Genomic DNA, 21,671 nt, shown 5'->3' with positions numbered 1-21,671 from the left:
CATGCCGCTTGATGTCAATGCACAGATTTATCCATGGCAGCAACAGGTTTGGGAAACGCTAACCGGGCGTTTTCCTAAGCTTGGACATGGTTTGTTATTCTATGGAAAAAAAGGCTGTGGTAAAGAAGCCTTTGCCCAGCAGTTTCTGGCCTGGGTTTTATGCCTGAACCGTCAGCCTGATGGGCCATGCGGTGAGTGTGGTAGCTGTCAGTGGTTAAAAGCGGATACCCATCCGAATTACGTCTATATTAGTACTGATGAAGACAATAAAAAACAGAATGCCAAAATTAAAATTGAAAAAATCCGTGATCTTCTGCCTTTTGTACAGCAGACCGTGGATGGCTGGCGCGTCGTTGTCATTGAACCCGCTGAAGCATTAAATATTGCCTCTTCTAATGCCTTGCTGAAAACTCTGGAAGAACCGGGTGAAAATATTGTCATCATTTTACTTGCGGATCATTATCTGAAATTGCCTGCAACTATTCGCAGCCGTTTACAGCATTTTGCTTTGGACCGGATTTCATCAGTGCAATTCAGTGAATATGTAGAAGTGCAATTACCTGAAGCAGGTTCGAGCCAGCAGCAGTTATTGATGAATTTATCCAATCAGATGCCTTTGCAAGCGGTTGAGGTTGCACAAAGTTCATGGCTGCCACTACGTCAGGAATTCATAGAAGACTGGAAAAAACTGGCTATTCAAAAAAATATGCCCATGGCAATTGCGACCAAATGGAATAAAAGCCTGAGTTTTGGTGAATTTGGTCAAATGTTTGAATACTTGTTGTCCGATTTAATTTGTGTCAAGCTAAATCAGGCCGTAAAAAACATTGATCTGGACTTTAATGTATTGGCCGAACAATATTCATTGGAAACACTTTTTGAAATTTATGAGGATTTTCAGCGAGCCAAACAATATCTTGAGCAGAATGTACAAAGTAATCTGGTGCTCGATGAATTGTGTATCAAGCTGATGAATCTTTAGCTTAAGGGGAAAACAAGATGCAACCACGTATGGGCGGTATTATTCAGGCCAATATTCCGGATATTGAAACGTTATTTGCCAGTTATATGCCATATGTTGTAGGTGGTGGACTTTTTATTCCTTCCAAGCAACCAGTCAAGCTGGGTGAAGAAGTATTTGTTTTGACGACTTTACCTGAACAGACGCAGAAAATTCCATTAACCGGAAAAGTAATCTGGATATCTCAAAAGCAGAATGGCATCAAGCCACAAGGTTTTGGGATTCAGCTCACCGGTGAAAAAGGCGTTTTCTTCAAAAATGAAGCAGATCGTCTGGTTGCAGGTCTTAAATCTGATGGACGTAAAAGTTACACTATGTAGTTAATTTACCTTCGGTAGGAACTCATTGTGTTTGTAGATACTCATTGTCATTTAACACTGCTCGATTTAACACCTTATAATGGTGATCTGGATCAGGCGCTTGTTCAGGCCCGTGAAGCAGGCGTATCCAAGTTTATGAGTATCTCGGTGGATCTGGATGATCATATCGAGCTGGCTAAAATCGCTGCCCGTCATCCTGATGTCGGTTATACCGTCGGTGTACATCCTTGCGAAGATGCGGCAACGATGGCGCGTGCGACTACTGAATATCTGGTTGAACTGGCACAGCCAGAAAAAGTCTGGGCGCTTGGTGAAACGGGGCTCGATTATTATCACAGCACCGATTTTATTGCCGAGCAAAAAGACTGTTTTGCCCGTCATATTCATGCCTCACAAATTGTGAAAAAACCTGTCGTTGTGCATACCCGTTCTGCCAAGCATGACACGGTTGATATTATTCGTGCAGAGAAATCTACCCATGGCATTTTGCACTGTTTTACCGAAGACTGGGAAACCGCTAAAGCTGTTTTAGACTGCGGTTACTATGTGTCTTTCTCCGGTATTGTTTCTTTTAAAAATGCCCAGGATTTGCGTGACGTTGCCAAACAGGTTCCACTTGATCGTGTTTTAATCGAAACGGATAGTCCTTACCTTGCTCCAATGCCATATCGTGGCAAATCTAATGAACCAAAATACGTTCCTTATGTAGCCAAAGCCCTTTGCGATGTATATGATAAGTCGCTAGAAGAAATGGCTTATATCACAAAGCAGAACTTTGAGAATCTTCTGAATTCGAAGTAAATAAAGTTAGATAAGAGTACAAGAGAGTTATAGGGTGAAGATGGATCGTCAGGCTCAGTTTCGAGCAAGAGAAACCTTGATTTTTCAAGTCGCAGAACAGTTACTGCTAGAAAATGGTGAAGCCGGGATGACCCTGGATGCACTGGCAGCAGAACTGGATCTGGCCAAAGGCACTCTTTACAAGCATTTTCAGAGTAAAGATGAATTGTACATACTGCTGATTATCCGTAATGAGCGCATGTTGCTGGAAATGATTCAGGATAGTGACAAGGCTTTTCCTGAACATCTGGCTTTCTTTATGTTGCACCATCTGCATCACCCTGAACGTACTGTCCTTTTTCATCAGATTGAAGAACGTCTTTCTACAACAGGTGTTGGAATTCAGCATCTGTTTAGCGAACTTTATCAGGTGCGCAAACAGCGCTTACGTCTGATTATCCGTATGACTGAAAGCTATCTGGCTTCAATCAATAGCAGCATGTCGGTGCGTGATTATCTGGCCTCAATCTGGTCATTGACCCATGGTGCAGCTGCTATTCTTAACTCCAGTTTCTACCAGCGCTATCTTGGTTCACGCGATACCTTGCGCGTTGCCCTTATTGATCAAGCTTTAGCTTTACCGAAACAGGTTCATCCTGCCGAGTAGTTCGCCTAAGAGTTGCCTATGATCAGATCACATCACGCCTCCATTCGTGGATTCACTCTAATCGAAGTGATGGTGGTGATTGTGATTATGAGTATTATGGCATCACTAGTTGTATTGAATATTGGTGGGGTAGATCAGCGCAAGGCAATGCAGACGCGGGAAGTCCTGTTACTGGATTTGCAGCGGATCTTGCGGGAAGCTAATGATCAATCCCGTATTCTTGCGCTTGATGTTCAGGCTGCCACTGATATTTCACCATTTCGCTACGGGGTCGTGGAATATCGTTCACCTAATCAGGCAGAACCGACTTTAAATCAGCAGAAATGGCAAAGTTATGCGGAGTTTAATCTGCGCAATTTACCAGAACAGGTCTCTTTCCGGATTCAGCCTTTAGAGCAACGTTATAATAATGCCCAAAATCGGGATCTTACTGAAGCCAATGCACCCAAGCTGATCTGGTTAGGCAATGGTGAAGTTAAACCGGTCAGAATCCAGTTTTATCTGGAAGATCGTGAAGTAGGCAATCCGATTGAAATTGATCACTTGGGTAAAGTCCATGAAAGCTAGGGTTTTCAAGCAGAGTGCCGGAGCTGATGTAATCAAGCCATTTAAGTCAAATGCTGATCGTGCGCACTCCGGGCATAGCTCTTCGTCTTGCGCAGCGGTGAAACAGCATTTCACTCATCGCGGCTCCTCAAGCACAGCTTTTGGACTTTCTTGCGCGACAATGCCGCTCAGGTCGAGTATTACTCGACTTAATCGTGCCTCAGGATTTACCTTGCTGGAAGTGATGGTTGCGCTGGCGATTTTTGCCACAGCAGCTATGACCCTGACTAAAGTTGCCATGCAATATACCCAATCGACTTCGAATGCCATTATGAGAACCCAAGCTCAGTTTGTTGCCTTGAATGAAGCGGCACTGATGGAAATCAATCAGCAGTGGTTCACTGGTACTGAATCTAAACAACTCACCCAGCAGGGCGAAACCTGGCAAATTGATAAGCGCAGTGAGCCTACTTTAAGTCCTAATGTACAACGTATTGAATTACAGGTGAGTCTGGTCAACACTGAAACTGGTCAGGCAGAAAATGGAATTAGCAGCTTGATGTTCTTTAATCACCGGATGAATGAAGCGCCATGAAGTCAAAGGGATTTACGCTGGTCGAACTACTGGTTGCTATTGCTATTTTCGCCGTACTGTCTGCTCTAGGCTGGAAAGTATTTGATTATATTATACAAACCAAAGACCGTAATACGGTGCATGAACAGCGCTTAAGTCAGTTGCAAGATACTTATCAGCAGATCTTGCGTGATACGGTACAGGCGGTGCCTTTAACGGCCAATATTAATGGTGATATTCAGCCGGCACTGGTTTTGCAAAACGGGCGTTTTAACTTTAGTAAGACTGGAGTTACCGATCCTCTGGAAGAGGGAATTTCTCCAGATGAACGGGTTGAATATCAGTACCGGGCAGATGAACAAAAACTATATCGCTTGAAATACCGGAATTTAAACCAGACCGGTCGTGATCAACCTGAATCCAGTGTGTTGTTGTCCGATGTTGAGCAGTTTCAGATCGTAGTGCTTAATCCGAATGAAATGACCCAATGGCCAGACTCATCATTTGATTTAAATCAGGTTGAGCAAAAACAGCGCTTGCCCAAAGGCATTAAAATCAACTTAATGGTTAATGGGGTCAGTTATGAGTGGATTTTCAGTTTATTGAATACAGATTTCCTGCTTGAAACCCAAAAGTTAACCTGACAAAGAATAATAAAATGCAGATGAACAAAGCAATGATGATCAAACAGCAGAAGGGGATTGCTCTGATTACCATTCTAGTGATGGTGGCTCTTGCAACTATTTTGGCTGCGACTATTGCTAAACGTCAGGCTGCAACTGCTGAAAGTACTGCTTATTTAATGCGACAAAACCAGTCTTTGATGTATGCCAAAAGTGCTGAAGCGTTTTTTTCTGAATTACTTGTGGATGACGCAGAGAATGCTGCTGAAGTTGATCATTTAAATGAAACCTGGGCGCAGCCGATGCCAGCTTTTCCGGTTGAAGATGGTTATGTTTCGGGAATACTGCAAGATGAATCAGGTAAGTTTAATTTAAATAGCCTGATTACAGCTGAAGGTACGGTAAATGAAAATGCTAAAGCTTGGTTTGAGCTGATATTAAAACGTGCTGGATTGCCAGAGCAGTTGAGTGAAGCCGTGATCGACTGGCAGGATGAAGATGAAATGCCGAGTGGCCCAATGGGTGCAGAATCTAATTATTATCAGGGCTTGCCGAATGGTTCTCTGCCTCCAAATACCAAATTTCATAGCGTTGAAGAGCTGAAACTGGTACGAGGCTTTGAAGAAAACAAGTACAAACTAATCGCACCTTATCTCAGTGCTGCACCTGTAGAAGACAGTAAAGTCAATATTAATACCGCATCTGCATTTCTTTTGGCGAGCATGGATGAAAGGCTGGATGTGAATACTGTGCAGCAATTGCTGGATCGCCGTCAGGCAAATCTGGAATATTTTTCCAATGTAGCTGATCTCTGGACACTAGAACCCTTTGCTCAGGTGGATGCAGCTAAACATAACCTGTTTAATAACTTGCTTGGGGTGCAATCCAATCACTTTAAAGCACGTATTGAAGTGATGCTGAATGAACGTAAACGTCAGTTTAGTAGTGATCTGGTGCGGCAGGACAAAAAGGTTTATGTTGCCTATCGAAGCATGGCGCCTTTTTAAAATATCATCATTTTAGAATGCTCTCATTTCTTGAATTTGATTCGCGTAGCCTTAATCCCTTTTCCCTATCATGATGAACTGCAAAATTAATCCTCATAGGTTTACTTTTGCTTTATAATTGAAATTAATTCACCTATTTTTTGACGACATTACGGCATATGTTAATTCGTAAGTTATTTAAGTTTGAAAATGCTCATATTGTGCGTAACTGCACCTCGGATCGCTGTAAACGTTCGATCCATGGTCACAGTTATAAAGTTGAGTTATTGCTGAAAGCGTCGAAGTTGGATCATGGCCAGATGGTATATGATTTTGGTCTGCTCAAAGGGGTGATTAAGGATTTCTTTGATTCTTTTGACCATGCGATCTGCTTCTGGCAAAAAGATGATCCTGAATATATTCAGGCATGTAAAAACTTTAGTGCACGTTGGGTATCTTTGCCAGTTTCACCGTCTGCAGAACAGTTTTCACGTATTTTCTTCTTCTTGGCTCAGCAGGTATTGGCATCCACCATTACTCAGAATGGTGAAGGGGATGTTGAAGTTTACTCTGTGATTGTCCATGAAACTGATACAGGCTATGCGCAAAGCTTCCTGGAAGATATCCAGAATGAACAGATGGGTCCACTTAGCCTGGAACAGATTGAATTCTCGGAGCAGGTCCGGGCAGAATGGACAGATTCAGAGATGTTTGCGAAACTGAAACATGGTCTTTCATTTCATAACCCGGCTGTGGATCTGCAAGTCCAGCCTTAAAAATTCGAATATAAACGCAGACTGACATAGATTTAGGATTGAAGCATGTCTTTAAATGAACAGCAAATTGCCAAACTGAATAAAGTTCAGTTAGATGACAGCTGGAAATATGGACTCAGTGATTTTTTACTGAGCCCGAAAATGGATGCGTTAAAAACGTTTTTAATTGAAGAAAAAAAAGCAGACAAGGTAATTTACCCACCAAATCATCTGATTTTTAATGCTTTGAATACAACGCCATTAGACCGGGTCAAAGTGGTCATCATTGGTCAGGACCCTTATCATGGCCCGAATCAGGCGCATGGTTTAAGCTTCTCGGTGCAAAAAGGGGTTGCATTACCTCCATCTTTACGTAATATTTTTCATGAGTTACATAATGATTTAGGCGTAAAAATCCCTAAACATGGTGATTTAACTCATTGGGCGGAACAGGGTGTACTTCTGCTCAACGCTGTATTGACTGTAGAGGCAGCACAGCCAACTTCACATCAGAAACGTGGCTGGGAGGAATTCACAGATCACGTCATTGATGTATTGAATGAACAACGTGAACATATCGTTTTTATTCTTTGGGGCGCATACGCACAGCGTAAAGGACAGCGCATTGATCAAAATAAACACCTGGTCTTAAAGGCAGCACATCCTTCGCCTTTGTCAGCAAACCGGGGTGGTTTTTTTGGTTGTAAAGTTTTTTCGAAAACGAATAATTATCTCAAACAACATGGCATTGAGCCTATAGATTGGCAGCTGGACGCATGATTTATTCTCCTGTAACTACACCTTACCATCCGGACCTGATTGTTGAACAAGCCAATAATGGCTGGCGCATTGTTCGCCTGAATCGTCCAAAATCATTACACGCTTTAGATGAATCTCTGGTTTCAGCATTGCTAGAAGTCTTTCAGGACTTTCATACAGATGACAGCGTAAAAGCGATCTGGCTGGATTCAACTACCCCGAAAGCATTTTGTGCCGGTGGCGATGTACGTAAGCTGCGTCAGTTAGTAATTAATGATGAAGTGGCAACCGCCAATAAGTTTTTTGAACAGGAATATGCGCTGGATTTATTACTGCATAACTATGCCAAGCCGGTATTGGTGTGGGGTGAAGGTTATGTTATGGGTGGTGGTTTAGGCCTGTTTATGGCGGCTCCATTCCGTTTGGTGACGCCGTATTCACGTCTGGCCATGCCTGAGATTAATATTGGTTTATATCCAGATGTGGGTGCGACCCGCTTCCTAGCAGACCGTGGAGCGATTGGCCTGTTTACAGGTTTAACGGGTTCCATTATGACTGCTGCGGGTGCTTACGGTATTGGCTGGGCGACTCATATCTGTGATGCACAACGTGATTCAGTGTTAGATAAGGTCGTGAATATAGACTGGGAACATTATCCAGCTGGCGATTTCCGTGCGATTGATGACACCTTGAACAGCATGCACCGTCCTGTAGGCCCGGGTCCTCTGCAAAACTCACTGGATGTAATCCACAGTGTATGTCGTGGCGTAAACTTTGAACATGACTATGAATCGATTATTGGTTTAAGTGATGCGCGCAGTGACTGGTTGCGTCAGGCCAGCGAAAACCTGCAAAAAGGTTCACCTACAACCGCTGCTTTAAGCTGGTTATTATGGCAATGGGGTAAACAGGTTCATTCGTGGAATGAGATTTTTGAACTGGAAATCCAGATTTCAGACTGGAAAATCCGTCATCTTGACTTTGTCGAAGGTGTACGTGCACGTCTGGTCGATAAAGATCTGTCTCCAGAATGGCAAAAAGGCAGTGATTTAAGCCTGAAAGGCATTCTGTCTCAGAATCCACCGGTAACCACCATTGAAAGCTGGAATGAGCTACTCAAACACTATGGTGTGATTTAAGTCTGAATGTCCGAAACACAATTTACCGATGAGTACTGGATGCAGCTTGCTTATGAGCAGGCTGCACTTGCTGCTGAGCAGGGTGAAATTCCTGTGGGTGCCGTGATTGTCAGCCAAAATCAGGTCATTGGCCGTGGCTACAATGCGCCTATTTCTTTAAATGATCCGACTGCCCATGCTGAAATCATAGCATTACGTGAAGCATGTCAGAACCTGCAAAACTACCGCCTGCCTGAAGATGCTATCCTCTATGTAACTCTGGAACCGTGTACCATGTGTGTAGGGGCATTGGTGCATTCGCGTATTTCGCGGGTCGTTTTTGGTACAACTGAGCCCAAAGCAGGTTCTTTGGTGAGTGCACGCAAGCTTTTTGAGACCGGCTACTATAATCATGTATTTCCATTTGACTCGGGCTGTATGCAGCAGCAGTGTGCTGAACAGCTCAGTGCATTTTTCAAGTTGCGCCGTGAACAGAAACGGCAGCTGAAATTGCAAGAAAAATTACTGAATGCTCATAAATAAATTAAATCTAATTCGTTAAACTTTGCTCACTTTAAAATCATTTATTTTCAGGAAAAAGAAAAATGAAAAATGCGATTCAGGTAAAAAAAGAATTCCCAGCAGCGATTGATAAGGTTTTTGAATTGCTGTCTAAACACGATGCTTATAACGTGGCTTTTGCACCAATGCAGGTTGAACGAATCAAGGATTCGGCAGACCCTGAACGCCCAGATGGTGTGGGTTCTGTGCGTAGCATGGGTTTAGGTCCAGTCAAGCCGCTAAAAGAGCAAATTACCTTGCTAGAGCCGAACTCCCGTATTGAATACAAGATCGTAAAGAATCCTTTGATTAAACATCATTTGGGTATTATTGAGTTTGAAGCATTGGACGATAACAAAAGTCTGGTGACTTATACGATAGAATTGCAGGCACGTCTTCCATTTGTCAGTAAATTAATTCTTGCACAGCTCAAGACAGGGATTAAACTAGGCCTCGCAAAACTTGCAAAATCTGTATAAATAACGGGAAAGTAATGACAGTTCAAATTATTACCATTGATGGTCCAAGCGGATCTGGCAAAGGCACACTGGCTGCAAAACTGGCAGCACATTACCAGTTTCATTTACTGGATTCAGGGGCTTTGTATCGTTTATTAGGACTGTCATTGCATCACCATAATTTACTCGATGAACTGGATACTCAACTGGCTGAATGCGTACAAATTGCAACAAATTTGGATATCCAATTTGTCAGCACTGAATCAGGTGTTCAGGTATGGCTGAATGGTGAAGATGTCTCCCAAACTATCCGTACCGAACGGGTGGGTGAGTATGCTTCAAAAGTTGCTGCAATTCCTGAACTTAGAACTGCTATGGTGGCCCGTCAACATGCTTTTGCTCAAGCTCCTGGTCTAGTGGCAGATGGCCGCGATATGGCGACCAGTATCTTCCCAGATGCACAAGCCAAGATTTATTTGACAGCTTCGGCTGAATCCCGTGCGCAAAGACGTGTAAAGCAGTTGCAGGGTATGGGGCTGGATGTTAAAATAAACGACATTTTAGCTAATATCGAAGCGCGGGATAAACGAGATATGGAACGCACTGTCGCTCCGCTCAAACCTGCTGCTGATGCGTACATCATCGACAGTTCAGATTTGAATATCGATGAAGTATTTAAGCTGATGACCACGTATGTGGATCAGCAATTAGCTCAATAACCCTATTATTTCAGCAGATGCATAGCTTGATCAGTTTTATATGGACTATGTAGACGCTTAATTAAACCGGCCTTGTCTGATCCAAGACCGCTGACTTTATCGGATATATCATGACCGAATCTTTTGCAGCCCTCTTTGAAGAAAGCGAATTAAACCTCAACGTTGAAAAGGGTGCAGTCATCCAAGGCGTTGTAGTAAGCATCGACTCTGATTGGGTAACTGTTGACACTGGCCTTAAATCTGAAGGCGTTGTTGACCGTGCTGAGTTCTTAAATGAACAGCGCGAACTTGAAGTTCAAGTTGGCGACACTGTAGACGTAGTTGTTGAAGCACTTGACAATGGTATGGGTCAAACAGTTCTTTCTCGCGAAAAAGCTAAACGCGCTGAGACTTGGACTAAACTTGAAAAAATCTTTGAAGACGGCGAAATCGTTACTGGTGTTATCTCTGGTAAAGTTAAAGGCGGTTTCACTGTTGACATCGGTCCAGTTCGTGCGTTCCTTCCAGGTTCTTTAGTTGATACTCGTCCTATTCGTGATACTACTCACTTAGAAGGCAAAGAGTTAGAATTTAAAGTAATCAAACTTGACGCTAAACGTAACAACGTTGTTGTTTCACGTCGTGCTGTTATGGAAGCTGAATCTTCAGCTGACCGTGAAGCTCTTCTTGCTCAGCTTGAAGAAGGTCAAACAGTTACTGGTACTATTAAGAACCTTACTGATTACGGCGCGTTCGTTGACCTTGGCGGTATCGACGGTCTTCTTCACATCACTGACATGGCTTGGAAACGTATCAAGCACCCATCAGAAGTTGTTGAAGTGGGTCAAGAAGTTACTGTTAAAGTACTTAAATTCGACCGCGAACGTAACCGCGTATCTTTAGGCCTTAAACAATTAGGTGAAGATCCATGGTTAGCGATCATGAGCCGTTATCCTAAAGGTTCTATCGTTAAAGCTCGCGTAACTAACCTTACTGATTACGGCTGTTTCGCAGAAATCGCTGAAGGCGTTGAAGGTCTAGTACACGTTTCAGAAATGGACCACACTAACAAAAACATCCACCCATCTAAAGTTGTTCAGATCGGTGACGAAGTTGACGTTATGGTTCTTGAAGTGGACGAAGAACGTCGTCGTATTTCTCTTGGTATCAAACAAACTCGTGCTAACCCATGGGAAGAGTTTGCTAAGAACCACGATAAAGGTGAAAAAGTATCTGGTACTATCAAGTCAATCACTGACTTCGGTATCTTCATCGGATTACCAGGTGGTATCGATGGTCTAGTTCACTTGTCTGACATCTCTTGGAACGAACAAGGCGAAGAAGCTATCCGTCGTTACAAGAAAGGTGACACTGTTGAAGCAGTTATCCTGTCTGTAGATGCTGAAGGCAACCGTATCAGCCTGGGCATCAAACAATTGAACAGCGATCCGTTCAACGATTTCTTAGCTGCTAACGAACGCGGTGCGCTTGTTAAAGGTACTGTAACTGCAGTTGACGCTAAAGGCGCTACTGTTAAGTTAGCTGATGAAGTTGAAGCAACTCTTAAAGCATCTGAAATCAACCGCGACCGCGTTGAAGATGCGACTAAATTCCTTGAAGTTGGTCAAGAAGTTGAAGCTAAGATCATTAATGTAGATCGTAAATCTCGCTCTATCAACTTGTCTATCAAAGCGAAAGACGAAGCTGAAGAGAAAGAAGCTGTTGCAAATCTGAAAACAGCTGCTGCTGGTCAAGACAATGGTCCTAAAACTATTGGTGACTTGATCAAAGCGCAAATGAATCACTAAGAGTAGATGGTGAATTGTATTGTTAATGTAAATTAAGTAATACTTTTTACACAAATACTGTAAACGGTAGCGTAGTATTTAATTATTGCGCTACCGTTTTGTATTTAAACAGGTTATTATCGGAAAATAGATCCCGAGTAGCTTGATAATTAAAGAGGTCGCAGATGACTACTGAAGCACTTAATAAGTCTGACTTAATAGAGCGCATCGCGCTAAAGAATCCGCATTTAGCTGAACCTTTAGTGGAAGAAGCAGTTAAAATTATGATTGATCAAATGATTGAAGCTTTATCATCTGATAACCGTATTGAGATTCGCGGGTTTGGCAGCTTTGCATTACATCATCGTGAGCCTCGCGTGGGTCGTAATCCTAAAACTGGTAAATCTGTTGAAGTTGCAGCAAAAGCTGTTCCACACTTTAAGCCAGGTAAAGCACTTCGTGATGCAGTAAACGAATCTGCAAACAAATAAACAAGATATTTACGGGGTGTTCATGCGTTACGTTCTGGTCATTCTTTTATTGCTCGTCTTTGGCTATTCATTAGCTTTGGTGTTGCAAAACGGGACTGAGGTCTCAGTGGACTTGTTATTTACTCAAGTTCCTGCAATGCGTTTAGGGTTATTGCTCCTTTTGACTCTTTCCTTAGGAATAGTGGTTGGCTTGTTACTCGGTGTGCAGGTTTTCCGCGTTTTTCAGAGCAATTGGGAAATTAAACGACTACGTAAAGATATTGAGCATCTACGTAAGGAACAGTTGAATACTGCCAAGATGATGGCAGCAGAAGCGGCGGCTCATACACGACATGAGAAAACAGTATTAGATATTAATTCTAATGACAGGCCATCGGCACCGCTTTAAACGAAAATGACAAGTAGAAGTAATCTACCGAATCTTTACTTCGCCTGTTTTGATCGAACGCCTTTTAGCTTAGCTTCTAAGGCGTTTTTTATTGTTTAATGGTATTTAGAAAAATATATAAAAATTATATAAATAAATGACTTAATTTGAATTAAAAAAATCATTTTTGCGAAAATATTCTTGGTTGTTATAGGGCTAATCCGTATAATGGTTTAATTTTGTCAATTTGAAGGGTCTTCTCATGAGTATCATCGTTGCACTGGATGCTAAAAGTCAATTTGATGCCTTAAGGATTGCAGAGCAGCTCGATCCTGCCTTATGCCGAGTAAAAGTGGGCAAAGAGTTATTTACTCATGAAGGTCCTATCATTGTAAAAGCACTTCAGGATAAAGGTTTTGATGTATTTCTAGATCTGAAGTTCCATGATATTCCAAATACCACTGCACAAGCGGTATGTGCCGCGGCAGACTTGGGTGTGTGGATGGTCAACGTCCACGCTTCAGGTGGTCGTAAAATGATGGAGACCTGTGTTGAGCGTTTAAAAGCAGGCAACTATAAAACTCAACTTATTGCAGTAACTGTATTAACGTCTATGGGACGTGAAGACCTGAAAGACATTGGCTTGGATATTGAGCCTAATGAACATGTAAAACGTCTGGCTCAGCTGACTAAAGACAGTGGTTTAGATGGAGTGGTCTGTTCCGCACAAGAAGCGAAAATGCTGCGTGAAAGCATTGGACAAGACTTTGCTCTGGTCACTCCTGGGATTCGTCCTGAAGGTTCAAATGCAGACGATCAAAAACGTATTGTGACACCAAAACAGGCAATGCTGGATGGCTCAACACATCTGGTGATTGGACGACCAATTACCAAGTCGGAAAATCCTCGTCAGACTCTAAAAGATATTTTGGCAACATTGTAATTCCAGTTACCCGATGAAAAGCCTTTCATATTAAAGGCTTTTTTTATACATTGAGAAAAGCTGTATAAAAATAAAAAGGAATTTCAAATGAGAATAATAAAGACACCAGAACAAAAAATGCTAGAACAAAGGCTGGAGATGGAAAAAATAGCAGATCAGTTCGAACAGCAGGAAAAATATAAACAACAGGCACAGTCGGGTTCATGGGACTGGATGTCAGGCCTTCATAGCATAGATATTGTAGAACTCGCTTCAGAGATGATGGAGACAGTAGGAGATTCATTGAGTAGGGTTGATTTGAATTTTTAATATTCCGTAGTTTATTTTATTTCTAATTGAATCCCCCTAAATCCCCCTTTATGAAAGGGAGGTCGGGAGGGATTTTTAAATTACCGCCAACACACTTACCGCTACTGGCGCCAATACAGATAAAATAAAACCGCTCACCATGGCATGTGGAATAAAATCATTGCCACAGGCCTGTTTGACCATGGGTAAAGTCACATCCATCGCAGTCGCACCTGCAGCAGAAATTGCTGATCTTGGGTAACGCCAGCCTGCACAATACATTAGTAAAATCGCAAAAATTTCCCGAAACAGGTCATTCATCAGGGCAATACTGCCCAGTTCCGCATTTCTTAGTTCTGTAACGACAACACCTGACATTGAATAAAAACCATAACCTTGTGACAGCATAATCAGGTCTTTTAAATGAATATCCGGATTCCAGAAAGAATAGATAATTGCAGCCACGCATGAACCAGCAATACAACCTGTTGGGACCAGCAGGATTTTCCAGTTCAACCATGAGCGATCAAGTGGTGAGTAGGCAAGATCCAGTCCAATCAGAAACATAAAGACCAGTAATAAATGCCAAGTACTGATTTGAACAGAAAGCCCCATTTGAGTGAAACTATAATGCAGCAAGTACCCAGCAGCTAAGGCGAAGAATGCATAACTGATATTAATCAGTGCTTTAATTACTAGCTCAGTGGAGACTCGTCCAGAAGAAGGTTGAAAATCTGCCCATTTAAATAGCAGATAACAACAGCTAAATGCCCCAATAGAGGTGAGAAAAGCAATTGTAATAGAGGTATTTAGAATCTGGTCAGGGTGAGGTAATTCCGTCAGAAGCCCAGAAAACTCAAAAGCAATAGCGACCAGTAAGATATAACTAAAATATGGTAGAACCTTAAAGCATATTTTCGTGAGTGAAGCAGGAAGCCGTTTTGCAAAAACAAAACCAAGCGCTAAACAGACCAGAAGCTGGGAGACTAACCAAAGCGATTGCATAATAAAAAAGTATGATAAATCAGTCTTTATTATGCCATCGCTAGCACTATGAATGTGAAGGACTTTTAACTGGCTTTATTTAAAAAATAATAATCTGCTGCATTAATGGTTTTGGTTTTGAGCCAGTATTTCCAGGTATAGGTGGGCCATAAGGCAAAATTTTTCCCACCTTCTTGTTGATACCAGCTGACACAGCCAGATTGCCAGACCGTATTGTCCAGCATATGTTGGACATCCTGATTGAATTTTTCCTGTACCTGATCTTTGACCACAATCGCATCACTATGTGATTGATCTACTAGGGCGATCATTTGCAGGATATAACTTACTTGCGCTTCAATCATAAAAAGCACTGAGTTATGTGCCAGCACAGTATTCGGTCCTAATAGCTGGAACAGATTCGGAAAACCTTTAACACAGATTCCATAATAGCTTTCGGCACCATCTTTCCAGACATCAGTTAAGTGAATGTCATTCAGGCCAGTGCAATCGAAATTTTTCAGATAAATTCTTGGATCGGTAATAAATCCGGTACCGTAGATCAGGCACTCAATCGGACGTACTTTACCATCTACAGTAATAGTACTGTTTTCGGTCACTTCACGAATACCTTCAGTCACTAGTTCCACATTTTTACGGTTAAAGGTAGGGAAGTATTGGTTAGACACCAGAATCCGTTTGCAGCCCATGATGTAATCTGGGGTCAATTTCTTGGCAGTTTCCTTGTCCTTGACCTGATAGCGAATATAAGCTTCTGCGAGTTTCTGAGCATATTTCATGACAGTTGGTTTAACGATAGGCATTACACGCGACTCATTAGACCAGTACAGACGAATCCGGTGTAACTTGCGGAACCATTCATATTTGGAAAACAGCTTTTTTCCAGGTCATGATATAGGCGCTCATCCCGTGGAATAACCCAAGTCGCAGTACGTTGAAAGACATAGAGCTGTTTGCATTTGGGTGCAATTTTAGGGATATATTGAATTGCACTGCCACCAGCCCCAATCGATGCAACATTTTTTCCCTTGAGATCATAATGATGATCCCAGTGAGAAGAATGAAAGATTTTGCCCTTAAATTTTTCAATGCCCGCAATATGGGGAATTTGAGGAACATGTAAAGGACCAGAGGCAAATACTACAAACTGAGCTTCCAGAATGCTTTGATCATGCAGATGGATCTGCCATAAGCATCGGTCTTGCTAATAATGAATCCCGAGTACTTCAGTATTCAGCCGAGCAAAAGCCCGAAGATTAGAATCACTGACTAAATCTTGAATATAGCTAAAAATTTCCGGTGCTTCGGCGTAGCGTTTTGACCAGTCAGTTTTGGGTACAAAGGATAGGGAATACATATGTGATTGCAAATCACAGGCCGCTCCCGGATACTGATTATCGCGCCAGGTTCCACCAAAATCGCTATCTTTTTCTAAAATAATAAAATCATGGATGCCTTGTTGCTGTAAACGTATTGCCATCGCTATCCCGCCAAAACCGGCACCGATAATGGCCACTTTGGTATAAGGGTGAGTGTGGGTAAGGCGTGTATTGTCCAGCATCTTCGCATTCCTTGCTTATTTTAATAATGGATAATTATCTTGATTTATTAACTGGCTATTAGATATAAAATTGATCTAAACGGCAATAGCCGACAGTTTATTTTTATAGTACAACTAGAGCTATCACATTGTATTTGTATGGTTATGAAACGTTCTGTTCTCAGTCTGATGTATCTGATCCAGGGTATGCGCAAGGCTGGCATAGAGGTCGATCAAAAACTGCAAAATATCGGCTTGCGTGTTGATGCGCTTGATCCGACTTCAATTATTCACCCAAGCGTGGAATATGATGTGCTCAAAGTGGTGGGTCAGGATATCCAGCCAGAACAGGGTTTATTGATCGGCCAGCATTATGCATTGGCAGGTTATGGGCCTTTGCTGATGTTGCTGGTGACCAGTCCAACCGTACGGGATGCGATGCATCAGGTAATTCGTTTTCAGCAATTGACGCATCTTACCGGCCAGTTGGGACTGGAGCAAAGTGAGTACCGCAGTGCGCTTTGCTATTATCCCAAGAAAACGGAAGACCATCTGGGAATGCTGGTCGCGCAAGCTGAGATTTCAGGTACATTCAAGTTCATTCGCGATATTTACAAGATGATGGGCCTGTCCAAACCTGACTTGCAGATTGAACTGCCTTTCGCCGCACCGGAACAATCTGCTACCCAGAAAATCTATCATGATTATTATGGAACACAGGTACAGTTTGGTGCTGCAAGAGCTGCATTCTGGTTTGATGAGGCCATTTTGGATATCCGGATTCCTTCAGCAGATGCGGAGACTTTTGCAATCTATGAAGCAAAGTGTTTAGCTGAACTGGAACGTCTGGCGGAAGATGTGGATGTCCCGACTGTGGTACAGCGAGTACAGGATTATCTGGAGTTGCAAACCGGTTTGATGCCGAGTATGGCTGAAACGGCTCAGGCTCTGAATATTCCAGAACGTACTTTACGCCATCAATTACAGCAGTTCGATACCAGTTATAAACAGATTCGCGAAGAGATTATTAAAGACAAAGCTTTGCGACTCATTGAATATAAACAGTATTCGATTGAAATGATTGCAGAGTTATTGGGTTATTCCGAACCGGCTGCTTTTAACCATGCCTTTAAGCGCTGGTTTGGGCAAAGTCCTCGGCAATATATAAAATAGCCTAAGTTAGTTAATGCCAAAGTGTTATAGTGTGCGTTCTAAACTCCGCTATAATTAAACAGATCCTGAATAGTACGAAACCTATGTCCGATTTTAATTCACAGCACAGCACCGCTTTTAGTCCGATCTCTCCTGCAGAACGTTATGCACAGGCTTTGTCTTCAGGACAGTTTATGCCCGATGATGCACAGGCCATGGCCGTACATGAGCTGAATCGTACCTGGCTGGAATTAATTCAGCGTTTTAAAGCTTCTAAGAAGGCCTTTCGCCGTTTCCGTCGTCAGACTTCGCCAAAAGGTGTATACATGTGGGGTGGAGTAGGTCGTGGCAAGACCTGGCTCATGGATCAGTTCTATGAGTCGATTCCATTTCGCCGTAAAACCCGTATGCACTTTCACCATTTCATGCAGCATGTGCATCGTGAGTTAAACAAGCTTTCAGGTCAGCGCAATCCGCTAGATTTGGTAGCGGATCAGATTTATAAAGATGCTGTGGTGATCTGCTTTGATGAATTTTTTGTATCTAATGTGACAGATGCCATGATCCTGAGTGATCTGTTCCAGAAGCTGTTTGAGCGTGGCATTACGCTGGTGGCGACTTCGAATATTGCGCCAGATGGTTTATATAAAAATGGGATTCACCGTGACCGTTTTCTGCCAACCATTGAAATGGTCAAGAAAAACTGTGTCATTCTGAATGTAGATGCCGGTGTGGATTACCGTTTACGTGTCTTAAAGCAGGCACAGTTATTCAAATATCCATTAACGCATGATAATAAAAACTGGTTGGCACATCGCTATACTGCACTGACTCAAACCCAAACCTCTTCTCAAGAGTCAATCATCATCAATAACCGTATTGTGGAAACTGTAGCCCATACTGAAGATGTCTTGTGGTGTGAGTTCTCTGAACTGTGTCTAAAACCGCGTAGCCCAGCTGACTTCATTGAAATTGCGAATATTTACAATACGGTATTAGTCAGCAATGTGCCGCATTTAACCGATTTCCTGAATGATGCCACACGCCGTTTCATTTATCTGGTCGATGAATTTTATGACCGTGGAGTCAAATTACTATTGACCTCAGAAGATAATATCGTTGATCTTTATAAAGGTGAGCGACTGGCTTTCGAAATTGAACGGACTCGTTCACGCTTATTGGAAATGCAGTCAGATGAATACCTGCATTCTGAACATCGCCAGATCGAGAAAATAGCTTCGAGCGAGCCTGAATAAATACAACAAGCGCTGGTCATGACCGGCGCTTTTTTATGCATTTCATTGCATCAAAGATCGACAAGTTCAGCCAAACATGGCTTAATCTTGATCTAAATATGACCTTGTATAAAAAGAACGGACAACTTTTATTCAAAATTCTGAACTTAAGTCTAATTTCTACATTTCAAAAACTTTATACACTGTCATGAGGGTATTTAGCAGGATGATATTGCATCGTGTGAGACATCATTTAATAAGGATATGAGGGTATTCTTATTAGAAAAATGCTCATTATTTTGCGGTGTGATAGTACTATTCAGCTAGATTTTAATCGGTATACTAGAATCTCTTGTATAAAAAGTAGCAATATCAGGAAAGACAATGACTGCACGTATTCAAAAAGGCAAGTTAGCGATTGCTAAAGAACTTTACGATTTTATCGAAAATGAAGCACTACCAGGTTCTGGTTTGGACAGCGAAACATACTGGAAGAACTTTGAACAAGTCGTTGTTGATCTTAGCCCTAAAAACAAAGCACTTTTGGCTAAGCGTGATGATATTCAAGCTAAAATTGATGAATGGCATCGCAATAACACATTTGAATTACAAGCTTACAAAGCTTTCTTGACTGAGATTGGCTACTTATTACCAGAAGTAGAAGATTTCCAGATCAGCACTGAAAATGTAGACGAAGAGATTGCACTATTGGCTGGCCCACAGTTGGTAGTTCCAGTACGTAATGCGCGTTACTGCCTGAACGCAGCGAATGCACGCTGGGGTTCTTTATACGACGCTTTATACGGCTTCGACGTGATCTCTGAAGAAGATGGTGCTGAAAAAGGTAAAGGCTATAACCCGAAACGTGGTGAGAAAGTAATTGCATTCGCGAAAAACTTCTTAAATGAAACATTCCCGCTGGCACAAGGTTCACATGCTGATGCAACCAAATATGCAGTTGAAGGTAATGCGCTGGTTGTAACGCTGAAAGACGGTTCTACCACAACTGTTGCGGATAGCTCTAAATTCGTTGGTTACAATGGCGAAGCTTCTGCGCCGACTGAAATCGTACTGAAAAATAACGGCCTGCACGCAATCATCCAGATTGATGCAAACAGTCCAATTGGACAGACAGATGCAGCTGGCGTGAAAGATGTTGTACTTGAAGCGGCTGTAACAACGATTCAGGACTTGGAAGACTCTGTTGCAGCAGTTGATGCTGAAGAGAAAGTAGAAGGCTACCGTAACTGGTTAGGCTTGATGAAAGGTACGCTTGAAGAGTCTATCGAGAAAAATGGCAAGACTATTACCCGTAAACTCAATGCTGACCGTACTTTCAAAAATGTTGAAGGCGTTGAGACCAAGGTTCATGGTCGTTCATTGATGCTGCTTCGTAACGTTGGTCACTTGATGACAAACCCAGCGATCCTTGTAGATGGCGAAGAAATTTATGAAGGCATCATGGATGCATTGGTCACTCCATTGCTTTCTGTGGCTGATATCCGTGGTGAGAACACGATCAAGAACTCACGTACCGGTTCTATGTATATCGTTAAGCCAAAAATGCACGGTCCAGAAGAAGTAGCATTTGCGGTTGAGCTGTTTGAACGTGCTGAACAAGCGCTTGGCTTACCTGCTAAAACCCTGAAAATCGGTATCATGGATGAAGAGCGTCGTACCTCTGTTAACCTGAAAAACTGTATTGCTCAGGCGAAAGACCGTACCATCTTTATTAACACTGGTTTCATGGACCGTACAGGTGATGAAATCCATACCTTCATGGAAGCAGGTCCATTTGTTCGTAAAGGCGAAATTAAAGGCCAAAAATGGTTCCCAGCTTACGAAAACCGTAACGTCATGGTAGGTCTACAAACAGGTCTACGTGGTAAAGCACAGATTGGTAAAGGCATGTGGCCAAAACCAGACATGCTGTTAGACATGTACAAAACGAAGACTGAACATCCTGAAGCAGGCGCAAGCTGTGCATGGGTTCCATCTCCAACAGGTGCAGTGATTCACGCGATTCACTACCATCAAATTAATGTAGCAAACCGTCAGCAAGAATTGCTTGCAACTGAAGCATTGCCTTTAGATGATTTGTTAACTCCACCTCTTGCAACTGATACCAACTGGTCTGAAGAAGAGAAACTAAAAGAACTGGAAAATAACTGCCAAGGTATCTTGGGTTATGTCGTTCGTTGGGTTGATCTGGGTGTAGGTTGTTCTAAAGTTCCAGACATCAATGATGTGGGCTTGATGGAAGACCGTGCAACTTTACGTATTTCTTCTCAGCACGTTGCCAACTGGTTACGTCATGGAATTGTAACGCGTGAACAGGTTGAAGAAGTAATGCAACGCATGGCGAAAATTGTGGATGAGCAAAATGCGAATGATCCACTGTATAAGCCAATGGCTGCTGACTTTGACAACAGCATTGCATTCCAGGCTGCTTCTGACCTGATTTTCAAAGGTGGTGAACAGCCATCAGGTTATACAGAGCCGCTTCTACACGCAGCGCGTTTAAAACTTAAAGGTTATACAGGTGACTAATCCTGTAACTTGAAAAAGCCTCTTCGGAGGCTTTTTTATTGCTCTTAAAAAAGATCTAAGGATAAAAATGTATTTCTGGAATGTAAATTAACTGACGGAACACCTAAAACAGAACAATGTCATAGAACAAAATTTTAATAATAATTATTTGTTAAACAGTAGCTTTATATTTGCCAATCGCTATTCGTATGAGCGTTTACAGCTCCTCATGCTGGATAGCTGTAGAGCTTTGGATAATGACGTTGAAGACTCAATTTAATTCTCAATTTTTAACTTCTAAGAATCGTATTTGGGCTGACGTACTGGAAGATTTAGACAGCAAAGAATGAGATTCATGGATCAATAATTTTCATTCACTTAGAAAGCTCAAGATAAAAGCGTAACAATTCGTCGCTGTCACTTCCATCCTGAAATGGCTCTGCTAAAGTAAAAGCAAATCAATAAATT

The 21,671-nt window shown here is 42.2% G+C and carries 23 protein-coding genes and 1 pseudogene; 22 read left to right on the top strand and 2 right to left on the bottom strand.

Going from position 1 to position 21,671, the window contains the following annotated elements; all coding sequences use genetic code 11:
• The first annotated feature begins 1 nt into the window (after position 1).
• From ACWM1W_RS09060 to ACWM1W_RS08970, 19 genes are all read left to right on the top strand, one after another.
• The gene (locus tag ACWM1W_RS09060) at positions 2-982 is read left to right on the top strand and encodes a DNA polymerase III subunit delta' (RefSeq protein ID WP_214002119.1); all 981 of its coding nucleotides are present in this window, start codon (positions 2-4) and stop codon (positions 980-982) included.
• A gap of 17 nt (positions 983-999) precedes the next feature.
• Positions 1,000-1,341 carry a PilZ domain-containing protein gene (locus ACWM1W_RS09055; RefSeq protein WP_005236142.1) on the top strand — a complete coding sequence of 114 codons (342 nt, stop codon included), beginning with the start codon at positions 1,000-1,002 and terminating at the stop codon, positions 1,339-1,341.
• A gap of 27 nt (positions 1,342-1,368) precedes the next feature.
• Positions 1,369-2,142, top strand: a complete 774-nt coding sequence (locus ACWM1W_RS09050) for a TatD family hydrolase (RefSeq protein ID WP_005236141.1) — start codon at positions 1,369-1,371, stop codon at positions 2,140-2,142.
• A gap of 40 nt (positions 2,143-2,182) precedes the next feature.
• A complete protein-coding gene (locus ACWM1W_RS09045; RefSeq protein ID WP_005236135.1) occupies positions 2,183-2,788 on the top strand; it encodes a TetR/AcrR family transcriptional regulator in 606 nt (201 codons plus the stop codon).
• Between the two features lie 18 nt (positions 2,789-2,806).
• Positions 2,807-3,355: a pilus assembly FimT family protein gene (locus tag ACWM1W_RS09040; protein WP_005236134.1), complete on the top strand. Its 549-nt coding sequence runs from the start codon at positions 2,807-2,809 to the stop codon at positions 3,353-3,355.
• A complete protein-coding gene (gspI, locus tag ACWM1W_RS09035; protein WP_375725572.1) occupies positions 3,345-3,929 on the top strand; it encodes a type II secretion system minor pseudopilin GspI in 585 nt (194 codons plus the stop codon). The genes ACWM1W_RS09040 and gspI overlap by 11 nt, the downstream gene beginning before the upstream one ends.
• Entirely contained in the window at positions 3,926-4,552 is a 627-nt protein-coding gene (gspJ, locus tag ACWM1W_RS09030; RefSeq protein WP_375725573.1) for a type II secretion system minor pseudopilin GspJ, read from the top strand. Before gspI ends, gspJ begins: the two co-directional genes overlap by 4 nt.
• Positions 4,553-4,566: 14 nt before the next feature.
• Positions 4,567-5,538 (top strand): type II secretion system minor pseudopilin GspK, encoded by a 972-nt coding sequence (gene gspK / locus ACWM1W_RS09025; RefSeq protein WP_313399570.1) that lies wholly within the window; start codon positions 4,567-4,569, stop codon positions 5,536-5,538.
• A gap of 158 nt (positions 5,539-5,696) precedes the next feature.
• Positions 5,697-6,293, top strand: a complete 597-nt coding sequence (locus ACWM1W_RS09020) for a 6-pyruvoyl trahydropterin synthase family protein (protein ID WP_375725574.1) — start codon at positions 5,697-5,699, stop codon at positions 6,291-6,293.
• 45 nt (positions 6,294-6,338) lie between these two features.
• Positions 6,339-7,052 (top strand): uracil-DNA glycosylase, encoded by a 714-nt coding sequence (ung, locus tag ACWM1W_RS09015; protein ID WP_005236130.1) that lies wholly within the window; start codon positions 6,339-6,341, stop codon positions 7,050-7,052.
• Positions 7,049-8,170: an enoyl-CoA hydratase/isomerase family protein gene (locus ACWM1W_RS09010; protein WP_214002123.1), complete on the top strand. Its 1,122-nt coding sequence runs from the start codon at positions 7,049-7,051 to the stop codon at positions 8,168-8,170. Before ung ends, ACWM1W_RS09010 begins: the two co-directional genes overlap by 4 nt.
• Before the next feature lie 6 nt (positions 8,171-8,176).
• Positions 8,177-8,692: a tRNA adenosine(34) deaminase TadA gene (gene tadA, locus ACWM1W_RS09005; RefSeq protein ID WP_214002124.1), complete on the top strand. Its 516-nt coding sequence runs from the start codon at positions 8,177-8,179 to the stop codon at positions 8,690-8,692.
• Between the two features lie 62 nt (positions 8,693-8,754).
• Positions 8,755-9,189 carry an SRPBCC family protein gene (locus ACWM1W_RS09000; protein WP_004783989.1) on the top strand — a complete coding sequence of 145 codons (435 nt, stop codon included), beginning with the start codon at positions 8,755-8,757 and terminating at the stop codon, positions 9,187-9,189.
• A 14-nt stretch (positions 9,190-9,203) separates the two neighbouring features.
• Positions 9,204-9,887: a (d)CMP kinase gene (cmk, locus tag ACWM1W_RS08995; protein WP_214002125.1), complete on the top strand. Its 684-nt coding sequence runs from the start codon at positions 9,204-9,206 to the stop codon at positions 9,885-9,887.
• A 110-nt stretch (positions 9,888-9,997) separates the two neighbouring features.
• A complete protein-coding gene (rpsA, locus tag ACWM1W_RS08990) occupies positions 9,998-11,674 on the top strand; it encodes a 30S ribosomal protein S1 (RefSeq protein WP_004783987.1) in 1,677 nt (558 codons plus the stop codon).
• A 164-nt stretch (positions 11,675-11,838) separates the two neighbouring features.
• Positions 11,839-12,144 carry an integration host factor subunit beta gene (locus ACWM1W_RS08985; protein WP_005097312.1) on the top strand — a complete coding sequence of 102 codons (306 nt, stop codon included), beginning with the start codon at positions 11,839-11,841 and terminating at the stop codon, positions 12,142-12,144.
• A gap of 22 nt (positions 12,145-12,166) precedes the next feature.
• Positions 12,167-12,532: a lipopolysaccharide assembly protein LapA domain-containing protein gene (locus tag ACWM1W_RS08980; protein ID WP_005236124.1), complete on the top strand. Its 366-nt coding sequence runs from the start codon at positions 12,167-12,169 to the stop codon at positions 12,530-12,532.
• 241 nt (positions 12,533-12,773) lie between these two features.
• Positions 12,774-13,454 carry an orotidine-5'-phosphate decarboxylase gene (gene pyrF, locus ACWM1W_RS08975; protein WP_004783982.1) on the top strand — a complete coding sequence of 227 codons (681 nt, stop codon included), beginning with the start codon at positions 12,774-12,776 and terminating at the stop codon, positions 13,452-13,454.
• Positions 13,455-13,541: 87 nt separating this feature from the next.
• Entirely contained in the window at positions 13,542-13,763 is a 222-nt protein-coding gene (locus tag ACWM1W_RS08970; protein WP_448765154.1) for a hypothetical protein, read from the top strand.
• A gap of 75 nt (positions 13,764-13,838) precedes the next feature.
• On the opposite strand, the gene ACWM1W_RS08965 is transcribed toward ACWM1W_RS08970, so the two are convergent.
• Together ACWM1W_RS08965 and ACWM1W_RS08960 are read right to left on the bottom strand one after the other, a co-directional pair.
• On the bottom strand, positions 13,839-14,747 hold the full coding sequence (locus ACWM1W_RS08965; RefSeq protein ID WP_375725575.1) for a LysO family transporter: 909 nt from the start codon (positions 14,745-14,747) through the stop codon (positions 13,839-13,841).
• A 65-nt stretch (positions 14,748-14,812) separates the two neighbouring features.
• A pseudogene (locus ACWM1W_RS08960) lies at positions 14,813-16,308 on the bottom strand (flavin-containing monooxygenase).
• 144 nt (positions 16,309-16,452) lie between these two features.
• On the opposite strand from ACWM1W_RS08960, the gene ACWM1W_RS08955 reads away from it, so the two are divergent.
• From ACWM1W_RS08955 to ACWM1W_RS08945, 3 genes are all read left to right on the top strand, one after another.
• On the top strand, positions 16,453-17,460 hold the full coding sequence (locus ACWM1W_RS08955) for an AraC family transcriptional regulator (protein ID WP_034170603.1): 1,008 nt from the start codon (positions 16,453-16,455) through the stop codon (positions 17,458-17,460).
• A gap of 83 nt (positions 17,461-17,543) precedes the next feature.
• The gene (gene zapE / locus ACWM1W_RS08950) at positions 17,544-18,695 is read left to right on the top strand and encodes a cell division protein ZapE (RefSeq protein WP_034170565.1); all 1,152 of its coding nucleotides are present in this window, start codon (positions 17,544-17,546) and stop codon (positions 18,693-18,695) included.
• Between the two features lie 363 nt (positions 18,696-19,058).
• A complete protein-coding gene (locus ACWM1W_RS08945; RefSeq protein WP_214002126.1) occupies positions 19,059-21,224 on the top strand; it encodes a malate synthase G in 2,166 nt (721 codons plus the stop codon).
• Positions 21,225-21,671 lie beyond the last annotated feature (447 nt).

The organism is Acinetobacter sp. TW_SC_4 (assembly GCF_054861205.1).
The sequence above is the reverse complement of the archived record's forward strand: the minus strand, read 5'-3'. Positions and strand labels throughout refer to the sequence as shown.

Coding starts and splice junctions, on each gene's coding strand:
- ACWM1W_RS09060 (WP_214002119.1), top strand. CDS start 2: ATGCCGCTTGATGTCAATGCACAGATTTATCCATGGCAGCAACAGGTT.
- ACWM1W_RS09055 (WP_005236142.1), top strand. CDS start 1,000: ATGCAACCACGTATGGGCGGTATTATTCAGGCCAATATTCCGGATATT.
- ACWM1W_RS09045 (WP_005236135.1), top strand. CDS start 2,183: ATGGATCGTCAGGCTCAGTTTCGAGCAAGAGAAACCTTGATTTTTCAA.
- ACWM1W_RS09040 (WP_005236134.1), top strand. CDS start 2,807: ATGATCAGATCACATCACGCCTCCATTCGTGGATTCACTCTAATCGAA.
- gspI (WP_375725572.1), top strand. CDS start 3,345: ATGAAAGCTAGGGTTTTCAAGCAGAGTGCCGGAGCTGATGTAATCAAG.
- gspJ (WP_375725573.1), top strand. CDS start 3,926: ATGAAGTCAAAGGGATTTACGCTGGTCGAACTACTGGTTGCTATTGCT.
- gspK (WP_313399570.1), top strand. CDS start 4,567: ATGCAGATGAACAAAGCAATGATGATCAAACAGCAGAAGGGGATTGCT.
- ACWM1W_RS09020 (WP_375725574.1), top strand. CDS start 5,697: ATGTTAATTCGTAAGTTATTTAAGTTTGAAAATGCTCATATTGTGCGT.
- ung (WP_005236130.1), top strand. CDS start 6,339: ATGTCTTTAAATGAACAGCAAATTGCCAAACTGAATAAAGTTCAGTTA.
- ACWM1W_RS09010 (WP_214002123.1), top strand. CDS start 7,049: ATGATTTATTCTCCTGTAACTACACCTTACCATCCGGACCTGATTGTT.
- tadA (WP_214002124.1), top strand. CDS start 8,177: ATGTCCGAAACACAATTTACCGATGAGTACTGGATGCAGCTTGCTTAT.
- ACWM1W_RS09000 (WP_004783989.1), top strand. CDS start 8,755: ATGAAAAATGCGATTCAGGTAAAAAAAGAATTCCCAGCAGCGATTGAT.
- cmk (WP_214002125.1), top strand. CDS start 9,204: ATGACAGTTCAAATTATTACCATTGATGGTCCAAGCGGATCTGGCAAA.
- rpsA (WP_004783987.1), top strand. CDS start 9,998: ATGACCGAATCTTTTGCAGCCCTCTTTGAAGAAAGCGAATTAAACCTC.
- ACWM1W_RS08985 (WP_005097312.1), top strand. CDS start 11,839: ATGACTACTGAAGCACTTAATAAGTCTGACTTAATAGAGCGCATCGCG.
- ACWM1W_RS08980 (WP_005236124.1), top strand. CDS start 12,167: ATGCGTTACGTTCTGGTCATTCTTTTATTGCTCGTCTTTGGCTATTCA.
- pyrF (WP_004783982.1), top strand. CDS start 12,774: ATGAGTATCATCGTTGCACTGGATGCTAAAAGTCAATTTGATGCCTTA.
- ACWM1W_RS08970 (WP_448765154.1), top strand. CDS start 13,542: ATGAGAATAATAAAGACACCAGAACAAAAAATGCTAGAACAAAGGCTG.
- ACWM1W_RS08965 (WP_375725575.1), bottom strand. CDS start 14,747: ATGCAATCGCTTTGGTTAGTCTCCCAGCTTCTGGTCTGTTTAGCGCTT.
- ACWM1W_RS08955 (WP_034170603.1), top strand. CDS start 16,453: ATGAAACGTTCTGTTCTCAGTCTGATGTATCTGATCCAGGGTATGCGC.
- zapE (WP_034170565.1), top strand. CDS start 17,544: ATGTCCGATTTTAATTCACAGCACAGCACCGCTTTTAGTCCGATCTCT.
- ACWM1W_RS08945 (WP_214002126.1), top strand. CDS start 19,059: ATGACTGCACGTATTCAAAAAGGCAAGTTAGCGATTGCTAAAGAACTT.